The 12,995-nt window shown below is 66.0% G+C and carries 12 protein-coding genes; all 12 read left to right on the top strand.

Translation table 11 applies throughout. From position 1 onward, the window contains the following. Positions 1-417 precede the first annotated feature (417 nt). The 12 genes from benA to PSEEN_RS14500 all read left to right on the top strand — a co-directional run bounded on the left by benA (position 418) and on the right by PSEEN_RS14500 (position 12,960). Complete coding sequence (benA, locus tag PSEEN_RS14555) at positions 418-1,776, top strand: benzoate 1,2-dioxygenase large subunit (protein WP_011534298.1); 1,359 nt, start codon at positions 418-420, stop codon at positions 1,774-1,776. Beyond that, on the top strand, positions 1,773-2,258 hold the full coding sequence (gene benB, locus PSEEN_RS14550) for a benzoate 1,2-dioxygenase small subunit (protein WP_011534297.1): 486 nt from the start codon (positions 1,773-1,775) through the stop codon (positions 2,256-2,258). The genes benA and benB overlap by 4 nt, the downstream gene beginning before the upstream one ends. A gap of 66 nt (positions 2,259-2,324) precedes the next feature. After that, positions 2,325-3,335, top strand: a complete 1,011-nt coding sequence (benC, locus tag PSEEN_RS14545; protein WP_011534296.1) for a benzoate 1,2-dioxygenase electron transfer component BenC — start codon at positions 2,325-2,327, stop codon at positions 3,333-3,335. Between the two features lie 220 nt (positions 3,336-3,555). Then, entirely contained in the window at positions 3,556-4,317 is a 762-nt protein-coding gene (locus tag PSEEN_RS14540) for a 1,6-dihydroxycyclohexa-2,4-diene-1-carboxylate dehydrogenase (RefSeq protein WP_011534295.1), read from the top strand. A 56-nt stretch (positions 4,318-4,373) separates the two neighbouring features. After that, positions 4,374-5,696, top strand: a complete 1,323-nt coding sequence (locus PSEEN_RS14535; protein WP_011534294.1) for an MFS transporter — start codon at positions 4,374-4,376, stop codon at positions 5,694-5,696. A 29-nt stretch (positions 5,697-5,725) separates the two neighbouring features. Continuing rightward, positions 5,726-6,850, top strand: coding sequence for a muconate cycloisomerase family protein (locus PSEEN_RS14530; protein ID WP_011534293.1), 1,125 nt, complete (start codon positions 5,726-5,728; stop codon positions 6,848-6,850). A 111-nt stretch (positions 6,851-6,961) separates the two neighbouring features. Further along, positions 6,962-7,252, top strand: coding sequence for a muconolactone Delta-isomerase (gene catC / locus PSEEN_RS14525; RefSeq protein WP_011534292.1), 291 nt, complete (start codon positions 6,962-6,964; stop codon positions 7,250-7,252). 36 nt (positions 7,253-7,288) lie between these two features. After that, positions 7,289-8,203: a catechol 1,2-dioxygenase gene (gene catA, locus PSEEN_RS14520; RefSeq protein ID WP_011534291.1), complete on the top strand. Its 915-nt coding sequence runs from the start codon at positions 7,289-7,291 to the stop codon at positions 8,201-8,203. Between the two features lie 100 nt (positions 8,204-8,303). Further along, the gene (locus PSEEN_RS14515) at positions 8,304-9,497 is read left to right on the top strand and encodes a benzoate/H(+) symporter BenE family transporter (RefSeq protein ID WP_011534290.1); all 1,194 of its coding nucleotides are present in this window, start codon (positions 8,304-8,306) and stop codon (positions 9,495-9,497) included. A 71-nt stretch (positions 9,498-9,568) separates the two neighbouring features. Continuing rightward, positions 9,569-10,819 (top strand): OprD family porin, encoded by a 1,251-nt coding sequence (locus tag PSEEN_RS14510; RefSeq protein WP_011534289.1) that lies wholly within the window; start codon positions 9,569-9,571, stop codon positions 10,817-10,819. 95 nt (positions 10,820-10,914) lie between these two features. Further along, a complete protein-coding gene (locus PSEEN_RS14505) occupies positions 10,915-11,988 on the top strand; it encodes a metal-dependent hydrolase (RefSeq protein ID WP_044488184.1) in 1,074 nt (357 codons plus the stop codon). 60 nt (positions 11,989-12,048) lie between these two features. Next, positions 12,049-12,960, top strand: a complete 912-nt coding sequence (locus tag PSEEN_RS14500; RefSeq protein WP_011534287.1) for a LysR family transcriptional regulator — start codon at positions 12,049-12,051, stop codon at positions 12,958-12,960. The last annotated feature ends 35 nt before the right edge of the window (positions 12,961-12,995 follow it).

The following is a 12,995-nucleotide window of genomic DNA, read 5'->3' as shown; positions in this document are numbered from 1 at the left end:
GCCTAGTGGCTAAACCAATACCCAAAATAAAAGCTGGCAACGGCGTTACGACCGGCAACGGCCAGCACAGGGCGCGCGGTGCGACCGGTGTGGTTTGTGTGGTTGCGGGTTTGTTTCGACATGTTGCTCTCCAGTGAATGAGCCCGAGCTTACTGCACCTTGGCCTTGGCGTTCAATGGGTAATTGCTATCGACGCGATGCAACGGGGTGCTGTAGGAGCCAGCTTGCTGGCGAACCGGGCCGCGCGGTGTCTGCAGGCACGGCGGCGCCTTGGGTTCGCCAGCAAGGCTGGCTCCTACAGGTTGATCGGCGTCTGGCTGCACAAAACGGATAGCACTCTGCACGATCCGGATATCGGCGCTGCACCCACGGACCTAACCTGACCCGGCCTGAACAATAACAATGGAGGCCCTGGCCATGTCCCTGGGATTCGACTATCTCAACGCCTTGCTCGAGGATGACCGGGAGAAGGGCGTCTATCGCTGCAAGCGGGAGATGTTCACCGACCCGCGCCTGTTCGACCTGGAGATGAAACACATCTTCGAGGGCAACTGGATCTACCTGGCCCACGAAAGCCAGATCCCCGAGAACAACGACTTCCTCACCCTGACCATGGGGCGCCAGCCGATCTTCATCGCGCGCAACAAGGACGGGGTGCTCAATGCCTTCCTCAACGCCTGCAGCCACCGCGGCGCCATGCTCTGCCGGCACAAGCGCGGCAACCGCGCCAGCTACACCTGCCCGTTCCACGGCTGGACCTTCAACAACAGCGGCAAGCTGCTCAAGGTCAAGGACCCGAGCAACGCCGGCTACCCCGACAGCTTCAACTGCGACGGCTCCCACGACCTGACCAAGGTCGCCCGCTTCGAGTCGTACCGGGGCTTCCTGTTCGGCAGCCTCAACGCGGATGTGAAACCGCTGGTCGAGCACCTGGGCGAGTCGGCGAAGATCATCGACATGATCGTCGATCAGTCCCCCGAAGGCCTGGAAGTGCTGCGCGGCGCCAGCTCGTACATCTACGAAGGCAACTGGAAACTCACCGCCGAGAACGGCGCCGACGGCTACCACGTCAGCTCCGTGCACTGGAACTACGCCGCCACCCAGAACCAGCGCAAACAGCGCGAGGCGGGCGACGAGATCAAGACCATGAGCGCCGGTGGCTGGGCCAAGCAGGGCGGCGGCTTCTACTCCTTCGACCACGGCCATCTGTTGTTGTGGACCCGCTGGGCCAACCCCGAGGATCGCCCGGCCTACGAGCACCGCGAGCAACTGGCCGCCGATTTCGGCCAGGCCCGCGCCGACTGGATGATCGGCAACTCGCGCAATTTGTGCCTGTACCCGAACGTGTACCTGATGGACCAGTTCAGTTCGCAGATCCGCATCGCCCGGCCGATCTCGGTGAACAAGACCGAGATCACCATCTACTGCATCGCGCCCAAGGGCGAGAGCCCCGAGGCCCGGGCCAGCCGTATCCGCCAGTACGAGGACTTCTTCAACGTCAGCGGCATGGCCACCCCGGACGACCTGGAGGAGTTCCGCTCGTGCCAGACCGGCTATGGTGGCGGCACCGGCTGGAACGACATGTCCCGCGGCGCGCAGCACTGGATCGAAGGCGCCGACGAGGCGGCCCGCGAGATCGCGCTCAAGCCGCTGCTGTCGGGCGTGCGCACCGAGGACGAAGGGCTGTTCGTGCTGCAGCACAAGTACTGGCAGGACACCATGCTCAAGGCCCTGGAACAGGAAACCCGACTGATCCCCGTGGAGGCCGTGCAATGAGCCTGCATGACACCGTGCGCGACTTCCTCTACCGCGAGGCGCGCTATCTGGACGATGCGCAGTGGGACCAGTGGCTGGAGCTGTACGCCAGTGACGCGACGTTCTGGATGCCGTCATGGGATGACGACGACACGCTGACCGAAGACCCGCAAAGCGAGATCTCGCTGATCTGGTACGGCAACCGTGGCGGCCTGGAAGACCGGGTGTTCCGCATCAAGACCGAGCGCTCCAGCGCCACCGTGCCGGACACCCGCACCTCGCACAACCTCAGCAACATCGAGGTCGTCGAGGTGGGCGAGGGCACCTGCCAGGTGCGCTTCAACTGGCACACCCTGAGCTTTCGCTACAAGACCACCGACAGCTACTTCGGCACCAGTTTCTACACCCTCGACCTGCGCGGCGAGCAGCCGTTGATCAAGGCCAAGAAGGTGGTGCTGAAGAACGACTACGTGCGCCAGGTCATCGACATCTACCACATCTGATCCAAGGCCGAGCCTGTCGGCGTGCCCTGCGGCGCGCCGCGGGCAGGCTCGCCCGCGAGGTGCAACATGAGCTTCCAGATCGCACTGAACTTCGAAGACGGGGTCACCCGCTTCATCGACGCCGACGGCCATGAGACCGTGGCCGACGCCGCCTACCGCCAAGGCATCAACATCCCGCTGGACTGCCGCGACGGCGCCTGCGGCACCTGCAAGTGCAAAGCCGAATCGGGCCGCTACGACCTGGGCGACAACTTCATCGAGGACGCCCTGAGCGAGGACGAGATCGCCGAGGGCTACGTGCTGACCTGCCAGATGCGCGCCGCATCGGACTGCGTGGTGCGCATCCCGGCGTCGTCGCAGGTGTGCAAGACCGAACAGGCCAGCTTCGAGGCAGCCATCAGCGATGTACGCCAGCTGTCCGAGAGCACCATTGCCTTGTCGATCAAGGGCGAGGCGCTGAGCCGGCTGGCGTTCCTGCCGGGGCAGTACGTCAACCTGAAAGTGCCGGGCAGCGAGCAGAGCCGCGCCTATTCATTCAGCTCGCTACAGAAGGATGGCGAGGTCAGCTTCCTGATCCGCAACGTGCCAGGTGGGCTGATGAGCAGCTTCCTGACCGGGCTGGCCAAGGCCGGCGACAGCATGAGCCTGGCCGGCCCCTTGGGCAGTTTCTACCTGCGCCCGATCCAGCGCCCACTGTTGCTGCTGGCCGGTGGCACCGGCCTGGCGCCGTTCACCGCGATGCTGGAGAAGATCGCCGAGCAGGGCAGCGCGCATCCGTTGCACCTTATCTATGGCGTCACCAACGACTTCGACCTGGTCGAGCTGGACCGCCTGCAGGCCCTGGCCGCACGGATTCCCAATTTCACCTTCAGTGCCTGCGTGGCCAACCCCGACAGCCAGTACCCGCAGAAGGGGTATGTGACCCAGCACATCGCGCCGGGCCACCTCAACGACGGTGATGTGGACGTGTACCTGTGCGGGCCGCCGCCGATGGTCGAGGCGGTCAGCCAGTACCTGCGCGAGCAGGGCATCAGCCCGGTCAACTTCTACTTCGAGAAGTTCGCCGCGGCGGCCTGAGGTTTTCACGGGGCTGCCCGCATCGTGCGGGTGAGGGTGGCCTCTTTTTAATCATGAAGTTCGAGAACGCCGGGGCCGCGTTGCGGCCCTTTCGCGACACAAGGCCGCTCCCACAGGTTTTCCTGTGCCCTGAACCGAGCGCGGTACCTGTGGGAGCGGCCTTGTGTCGCGATGGAGGGCGTAGCCCTCCCGGCGATTTTGGATCGAACAGGAGATCGACATGAACAACCGATTCCAAGGCAAGGTCGCCCTGGTCACCGGCGCCGCCCAGGGCATCGGCCGCGCCGTGTGCTGGCGGCTCAAGGCCGAAGGCGCGCAGGTGGTGGCGGTGGACCGCTCCGAGCTGGTCCACGAACTGGCCGGCGAGGGCGTGCTCACCCTCACCGCCGACCTGGAACGCCACGACGACTGCGCCCGGGTCATGGCCGACGCGGTGGACACCTTCGGCCGCCTCGACATCCTGGTCAACAACGTCGGCGGCACCCTCTGGGCCAAGCCCTTCGAACACTACGAAGTCGAGCAGATCGAAGCCGAAGTGCGCCGCTCGCTGTTCCCCACCCTGTGGTGCTGCCACGCCGCGCTGCCGTACATGCTCGAACGTGGCAGCGGCGCCATCGTCAACGTCTCGTCCATCGCCACCCGTGGCGTCAACCGCGTGCCCTACGGCGCGGCCAAGGGCGGCGTCAACGCGCTCACCGCGTGCCTGGCGTTCGAGACGGCCGGGCGCGGCATCCGCGTCAACGCCACCGCCCCGGGTGGTACCGAGGCACCGCCCCGGCGCATCCCCCGCAACGAAGCCCAACAGAGCGAGCAAGAGCAGGCCTGGTACCAGCAGATCGTCGACCAGACCGTGTCCAGCAGCCTGATGAAGCGCTACGGCAGCCTCGACGAACAGGTCGGCGCGATTCTCTTCCTGGCCTCCGACGAGGCCTCGTACATCACCGGCGTGACCCTGCCGGTGGGCGGCGGCGACCTCGGCTGAAGGCCGCCCCGGCAAGGTTTGCTCATCACACAACAAAAACAAATGAGACAGATGCCATGCGAACACTCGACGTCCACCCGATCATCGACAACGCCCGCTTCACCCCCTTCCACTGGATGGTCATGGCCTGGTGCGGCCTGCTGCTGATCTTCGACGGCTACGACCTGTTCATCTACGGCGTGGTGCTGCCGGTGATCATGAAGGAATGGGGACTGACGCCGTTGCAGGCCGGCGCCTTGGGCAGCTACGCGCTGTTCGGGATGATGTTCGGCGCCCTGGCATTCGGCAGCCTGGCCGACCGTATCGGGCGCAAGAAGGGCATCGCCATCTGCTTCGCGCTGTTCTCCGGGGCGACCATCCTCAATGGCTTTGCCAGCAGCCCCAGCGAGTTCGGTATCTATCGCTTCTTCGCCGGGTTGGGCTGCGGCGGGCTGATGCCCAACGCCGTGGCGCTGATGAACGAATACGCGCCCAAGCGTCTGCGCAGCACCCTGGTGGCGATCATGTTCAGCGGTTATTCGCTGGGCGGCATGCTTTCGGCGGGTGTCGGCATTTTCCTGCTGCCGCGCTTTGGCTGGGAGTCGATGTTCTTCGCCGCCGCCGTACCCTTGCTGTTGCTGCCGGTGATCCTCTACTACCTGCCTGAGTCCATCGGCTTCCTGGTGCGCCAGGGTCGCCAGCAAGAGGCTCGCGCGCTGCTCAAGTGCCTCGATCCGACCTGCGACGTGCAAGCCGACGACCAACTTCAGGCGCAGGACAGGAAAGGCCAGGGCACCTCGGTGCTGGCGCTGTTCCGCGAAGGCCTGGCGGTGCGCACCCTGGCCCTGTGGCTGGCGTTCTTCTGCTGCCTGCTGATGGTCTACGCACTGAGCTCATGGCTGCCCAAGCTGATGGCCAACGCTGGCTACAGCCTGGGCTCGAGCCTGTCGTTCCTGCTGGTGCTGAATTTCGGCGGCATGGCCGGGGCGATCTGCGGCGGCTGGCTGGGCGACCGCTACAACCTGGTCAAGGTCAAGGTGGCGTTCTTCCTCGCCGCCGCACTGTCGATCAGCCTGCTGGGGGTGAACAGCCCGATGCCGGTGCTGTACCTGCTGATCTTCATCGCCGGCGCCACCACCATCGGCACGCAGATCCTGCTGTATGCCGGCGCCGCCCAGCTGTACGGCCTGTCGGTGCGCTCCACCGGGCTGGGCTGGGCCTCCGGCATCGGCCGCAACGGCGCCATCGTCGGCCCGCTGCTCGGTGGCGCGCTGATGGGCATCAACCTGCCACTGCAACTGAACTTCATCGCCTTCGCCATCCCCGGCGCGGTCGCCGCGCTGGCCATGGCCGTGCACCTGGCCAGCGGCCGGCGCCACGCCCTGGCCGCGGCGGCCTGAACCGAACATTGACTGAACTGGAGCCTGGCATGACAAGCCCGACCATCGACCGGCTGGAGGCGATCATCGTCGACCTGCCGACCATCCGCCCGCACAAGCTGGCCATGCACACGATGCAACAGCAGACCCTGGTGATCATCCGCCTGCGCTGCAGCGACGGCATCGAGGGCATCGGCGAGGCCACCACCATCGGTGGCCTGGCGTACGGCTACGAAAGCCCGGAAGGGATCAAGGCCAATATCGATGCTTACCTGGCGCCGGCACTGATCGGCTTGCCGGCGGGCAACATCAACGCCGCGATGCTCAAACTGGACAAATTGGCCAAGGGCAACACCTTCGCCAAGTCCGGTATCGAGAGCGCGCTGCTCGACGCCCAGGGCAAGCGCCTGGGGCTGCCGGTCAGCGAGTTGCTGGGCGGGCGGGTGCGCGACAGCCTGGAGGTGGCCTGGACCCTGGCCAGTGGAGACACCGCGCGGGACATCGCCGAGGCCGAGCATATGCTCGAAGTGCGTCGCCACCGCGTGTTCAAGCTGAAAATCGGTGCCAACCCGCTGGAGCAGGACCTCAGGCACGTGCTGGCGATCAAGCGCGAGCTGGGCGAGCGCGCCAGCGTGCGGGTGGACGTCAACCAGTACTGGGACGAGTCCCAGGCCATCCGCGCCTGCCAGGTGCTGGGCGACAACGGCATCGATCTCATCGAGCAACCCATTTCGCGGATCAATCGCGCCGGCCAGGTCCGTCTGAACCAGCGCAGCCCGGCGCCGATCATGGCCGACGAGTCCATCGAAAGCGTCGAGGACGCCTTCAGCCTGGCCGCCATTGGTGCGGCAAGCATCTTCGCCCTGAAAATCGCCAAGAACGGCGGCCCCCGCGCCGTGCTGCGCACCGCGCAGATTGCCGAGGCCGCGGGCATCGCCCTGTATGGCGGGACCATGCTCGAAGGCACGGTCGGCACCCTGGCCTCGGCCCACGCCTTCCTCACCCTGCGCCAGCTGACCTGGGGCACCGAGCTGTTCGGGCCGCTGCTGTTGACCGAGGAGATTGTCTGCGAACCGCCGCTGTACCGCGATTTCCAGCTGCATGTACCGACCACGCCCGGCCTGGGCCTGACCCTGGACGAGGCGCAACTGAAGCGCTTCGCCCGCGGTTGTTGACCCCCCTGTAGGAGCGGCTTCAGCCGCGATGCAGACGACGCGGTGGATGGCACCGGCCAAGCCGGTGTTCGCGGCCCCCGCCAAATCAACGACATACGCAAGGAGAGACACATGCTGTTCCACGTGAAGATGACCGTGAAGCTGCCGCTGGACATGGACCCGGCCAAGGCCGCGCAGCTGAAGGCCGACGAGAAGGCGCTGGCCCAGCGCCTGCAACAGGAAGGCGCCTGGCGCCACCTGTGGCGCATCGCCGGGCACTACGCCAACTACAGCGTGTTCGACGTGCCCAGCGTCGAGGCCCTGCACGACACCCTGATGCAACTGCCGCTGTTCCCCTACATGGATATCGAGGTCGACGGCCTGTGCCGCCACCCCTCGTCGATCCACGCCGACGACCGCTGAACCCCACACGACAAGAACAACACGAGGTACCTGATCATGACCGTGAAGATTTCCCATACCCCTGACGTGCAAGCGTTCTTCGAACAGGCCGCAGGCTTCGGCAACGACAACGGCAGCCCACGCCTCAAGCGCATTATCCAGCGCGTGCTGCAGGACACCGCGCGGCTGATCGAAGACCTGGAGGTCAGCGAGGACGAGTTCTGGCACGCCGTCGACTACCTCAACCGCCTCGGCGGGCGCGGCGAGGCCGGGCTGCTGGTGGCGGGGCTGGGCATCGAGCACTTCCTCGACCTGCTGCAGGACGCCAAGGACCACCAGGCCGGCCTCACCGGCGGTACCCCGCGCACCATCGAAGGCCCGCTGTACGTGGCCGGGGCGCCGATCGCCCAGGGTGAAGCGCGCATGGACGATGGCAGCGAAGACGGTGTGGCCACGGTGATGTTCCTCGAAGGGCAGGTGCTCGACCCCAGCGGCCAGCCGGTGCCAGGCGCCACCGTCGACCTGTGGCATGCCAATACCCGGGGCACTTACTCGTTCTTCGACCAGAGCCAGTCCGAATACAACCTGCGTCGTCGCATTGTCACCGACGCCGATGGTCGTTACCGCGCGCGCTCGATCGTGCCGTCGGGTTATGGCTGCGATCCGCAGGGGCCGACCCAGGAGTGCCTGGATTTGCTCGGCCGCCACGGCCAGCGCCCGGCGCATATCCACTTCTTCATTTCGGCGCCGGGGCACCGGCACCTGACCACCCAGATCAACCTGGCCGGGGACCAGTACCTGTGGGATGACTTCGCCTATGCCACCCGTGACGGGCTGGTGGGGGAGGTGGTGTTCCGTGAGGGGGAGCAGGGACGTGTTGCCGAGCTGACGTTCGACTTCCAGTTGCAGGCGGCGCAGGGCAGCGAGGCCGAGCAGCGCAGTGGGCGGCCGCGCGCCTTGCAACAGGCTTGAGGTGGGTTCGCCGGCAAGCCGGCTCCTACAGGGTTTCGTGTAGGCGCCGGCTTGCCGGCGAACAAGGAATCCTGCCCATTCAATCGAGAAGCGAGCTGCCATGAAAACCCTGTTCAAGGACTGCTCCCTGTCCGCCGTGGTCGCCGGCTGCATCGCCACGTTGATCTCCTATGCCGGCCCCCTGGTGATCATCTTCCATGCCGCCGAGGCTGCCGGGCTGTCTCACGCCCAGCTGTCCTCGTGGGTTTGGGCGGTGTCGCTGGGCAGTGGCTTGCTTGGCCTGCTGCTCAGCCTGCGCTATCGGGCGCCGGTGGTGATCGCCTGGTCGATCCCGGGCTCCGCGCTGTTGGTCACCGCCTTGCCGCAACTGGGCCTGGCGCAGGCCGTGGGCGCTTACCTGGTGGCTAACCTGATCCTGTTGCTGGTCGGCCTGAGCGGTGCCTTCGAACGCCTGGTCGCCCGGCTACCGGGCTCCATCGCCGCCGGCTTGCAGGCCGGGATCCTGTTCAGCTTCGGCATCGAAGTGTTCCGTGCATTGCCGGTGCAACCTGTGCTGGTGCTGGCAATGTTCATCACCTATGTGCTGATGCGTCGTGCACAACCGCGTTACGCGGTGGCGGCGGTGCTGGCGGTCGGTGCGCTGGTGACCCTGGCCAGTGGCGAATTCCGTGGCGGCGAGCTGGTGCTGGCCCTGGCCTCGGCGCAATGGATCGCGCCGCAGTTCAGCCTGCTGGCGACGCTCAACCTGGCCTTGCCCCTGGTGCTGGTGGCGCTGACCGGCCAGTTCATGCCGGGCATGGCGGTGCTGCGCAACGCCGGTTACGGCACGCCTGCCAGCCCTTTGATCAGTGCCAGCGCGGTGCTGGGCGCCTTGCTTGCGCCGTTCGGTTGCCATGGCCTGAACCTGGCGGCGGTCACCGCCAGCTTGTGCACGGGACGCGAGGCCCATGAAGAACCACGCCGCCGTTATGTGGCTGCAGTGGCCGGCAGCGTGCTTTACCTGGTGCTGGGCATCGCCGGCGCCACCCTCATTTCGCTGTTCGCAGCGTTCCCCGCCGCGCTGGTGGCCACGCTCGCCGGCCTTGCCCTGTACGGCGCGATCAGCGAGGCGCTGACCCGCAGCCTGGCCGACCCCGGCGAGCGCGATGCCGGGTTGTTCACCTTCCTGGTCACGGCCTCGGGCGTGGCCTTCCTCGGCTTGTCGGCGGCGTTCTGGGGGCTGCTGTTCGGGCTGCTGGCCCATGCCCTGGGCAGCCTGCGCCGCCCCCAGCCACAAGCCGCAACCGCCAAGTAAGGAGGCCCACTTCGGCATCACCCCATGGTTCAGCGCTTCACCACATAACAACAAGATCAGAGAGCTTCGGAATGAACCACACCCCTTGTGTCGCTATCGGCCTGAGCCTGCTCAGCCAACCTTTGCTGGCCGCCGACGGCGATTTCTTCGAGGACGCCAAGGCCAGCCTCAGCGCCCGCAACTATTACTTCAGCCGGGACTTCTCGGATATCGTCGGCGCCAATCGGCAATCAAAAGCCGAGGAGTGGGCCCAGGGCTTCATCCTCGACTTCAAGTCCGGCTACACCCCTGGCACCGTCGGCTTTGGCGTGGATGCGCTGGGCCTGCTGGGGATCAGGCTTGACAGCAGCCCTGACCGGGTAAACACCGGGCTGCTGCCAGTGCAGGGCGATGGCCGCGCCGCCGGCGAGTACAGCCGGCTGGCACCGACGTTCAAGGCGCGGCTGTCGAAAACCGAGCTGCGCGTCGGTGAGCTGCAACCGAACCTGCCGGTGCTGACCTTCAGTGATATCCGTCTGCTGCCGCCCACCTACCAGGGGGTGAGCCTGAGCTCGGCCGAGTTCGATGGTTTGACCCTGCAAACGGGTCACCTGAGCTCCAGCCACCTGCGCAACGAAGCGGGCGACGGCAAGCTCAACGCCATGCTCGGCCATGTGCCCCAGCGCCAGGTCGCCAGCGATGCCTTCAACTATGTGGGCGGCGACTACGCCTTCAATGTCAACCAGAGCAGCCTGAGCCTGTGGTACGGTCAGCTGGAGGATATCTACCAGCAGGGCTTCGTCGGCCTCAAGCACAGCAAGCCGGTGGGTGACTGGGTACTGGGCGCCAACCTTGGTTACTTCAGCGCCCGTGAAGATGGCGATGCGTTGCTGGGCAATATCGACAACCAGGCGTTCTTCTCGATGTTCACCGCCCGGCTCGGCGGCCACAGCTTCGGTGCCGGCTACCAGGCCATGTACGGCGACAGCCCGTTCCCCCGGGTGTTCGCCAACATCACGCCGCTGGGCAACGAAGTGCCGACCTACGAGTTCGCCTACACCGACGAGCGTTCCTACCAACTGCGCTACGACTACAACTTCGCTGCGCTGGGCATTCCCGGGCTGACGGCGACGGTGCGCTACATCACCGGCAACAACGTCGACACGGGGCAGGGGTTCGAGGGCAAGGACCGCGAGCGCGATATCGATGTGGGCTACGCGGTGCAGAGCGGGGTGCTCAAGGGGCTGGGGATTCGCGTGAGGAACGCCATGGCGCGGTCGAACTACCGTAGCGATATCGATGAGAACCGCTTGATCTTCGTGTACACCTGGCAGTTGTTCTGATCCGGTCGGCCCTGTTCGCCGGTGCAGGCATCCCGATTTGCACTGATTGACGGTATGCAGGTAGGTTCCGCGAATCATTCTCGTGGAGCCTCCCTTTGGACTCACTCACCCAAGCCGTCCTCGGCGCCGCCCTGCAGGGCACCGTGCTGGGCCGCATCCAGGGCCGCCGCTCGCTGTTATACGGCGCCGCCCTGGCCACCCTGCCGGACCTGGACGTGCTCATTCGTTACGCCGACCCGGTCTCGCGGATGACCTTCCACCGCGGCTTCTCCCACTCGCTTTTCGTGCTCACCGGCCTTGCGTTGCTGCTCGCCTGGATAGTCACCTGGCTGGGGCGGCGGCGCTGGCCCGAGAAGGGCTATACCTTGCCGAGGACGTTCCTGGCGTTCTGGCTGGTGCTGGTCACCCACCCGATCCTCGATGCCTTCACCGTCTACGGCACCCAGCTGTTCTGGCCCTTGCAGCCGATACCAGCCAGCTGGGCCGCGGTATTCATCATCGACCCGGTCTACACCGTGCCGTTGCTGCTGGCGGTGGGCTACGCGCTGGTTCGTGGCCTGGCCGGCAGGACAACACCGATGCTGGCCCTGGCGCTGGCCTTCAGTACCGCCTACCTGGGCTTCGGCCTGGCCGGGCGCGTCGCCGCCGAGCATCGCTTCCAGCAGGCGCTGGACCAGCAAGGTATTGCCGTGAGCGAGGTGCGCGCGGTGCCGCTGGCGTTCAACAGCCTGATCTGGCGGGTGCTGGCAAAGACCCCGGAAGGTGACTATTACGAGGGGGTGAGCAGTTGGTTTGACCGCGAGCCGCCTGAGATGCAGCGCCAGCCACTGAACCTGCCTGCGGCGAAGGTGCTTGACGGCGTGCCTTTGTACGAGCGGCTGCGTTGGTTCACCGGCGACTGGTTGCGCTACGACGTGGTGGGCGACGCGCTGGTGGTCAGCGACCTGCGCATGGGCACCCCGGGGAACTACAGCTTCCGCTTCGAGATGGCCCGGCGTGACGGGGCCGGGCAGTGGGCCGCGATCCAGCCCCGGCCATGGGTGGGCGCCGGAGTCAGCTCCATGTTCAATGCCGAGGATCTCAAGTTGATCTGGCGACGCATCCTGGAGCCGCAACCGCCGTTGCCGCTGGCCAGCTGGATGGACAAGTACCTGTCCCAGCCGCGCTGACCCTTGCAATAGGCCAAACCGCACCCATCTAGCAGGCCTTGTCTTGTCCAGGAGCCCCGCATGGAACCCAACCGCTTCGGCGATATCGCCGCCTTCGTCAGCGCCGCGAAGGCCGGCAGCTTCACCGCCGCGGCGGCGAGCCTGGGGCTGACCCGTTCGGCCGTGGGCAAGAGCATCGCCCGCCTGGAGGCGCGCATGGCGGTGCGCCTGCTCAACCGCACCACGCGCAAGCTGAGCCTGACCGACGAGGGGCAGGTGGCGTTCGAGCGTTGGCGGCAGATCCTCGACGACCTGGACGAGGTCGAAACCGCCATGGCCCAACGCCGCAACAAACCCACCGGCACCTTGCGCCTGACCGCGCCGTTGTCGTTCGGCCAGCGCCACGTGCTGCCGATTCTCGATGCCTACCTGAAGCAGTGGCCAGAGCTGCGCGCGGATATCCGCTTCACCGACCGCTTCGTCGACCTGGTCGAGGAGGGCGTTGACGTGGCCGTGCGCATCGGTGCGCCCAAGGAGGACTCGCAGCTGCTGACCCGCACCGTGGCCTGGCAGCAGTTCGTCACCTGCGCCTCGCCTGAGTATCTGCGCCAACATGGCACGCCGCAGGTGCCGGCGGACTTGTATGGGCACGACAAGATCGCCTTCCTGGCCGGGGAGAAGGCCAGCCCCTGGCGCTTTCGCACCGAGGAGGGCCTGCACCTGTGCGAAGAGCCGGGGCGGCTGAACATCGACAGTTCCGAGGCGATGCTCGACGGCGCGCGGGCGGGGTTCGGGCTGATTCACCTGCCGACCTACATCACCGGAGACGACCTGCGCAGCGGAGCGTTGGTGGAGGTGCTGCACGATTTCCGTCCGCCCGCCGACCCGATCCGCATCGTCTATCCGAGCCGCAGGCACCTGTCGCCGCGGGTGCGTGGGTTCATCGACCTGTTGGTGGTACGTTGGAGTAACGGTGTGCCTTGGGAGATATAGCGCGACCTGTTCGCCAGCAAGCCAGCCCTGAACAC

The sequence above is a fragment of the Pseudomonas entomophila L48 genome, assembly GCF_000026105.1.
Taxonomy (GTDB): domain Bacteria; phylum Pseudomonadota; class Gammaproteobacteria; order Pseudomonadales; family Pseudomonadaceae; genus Aquipseudomonas; species Aquipseudomonas entomophila.
Note: the sequence above shows the minus strand (reverse complement) of the source record. Positions and strands in the feature narration are given on the sequence as shown.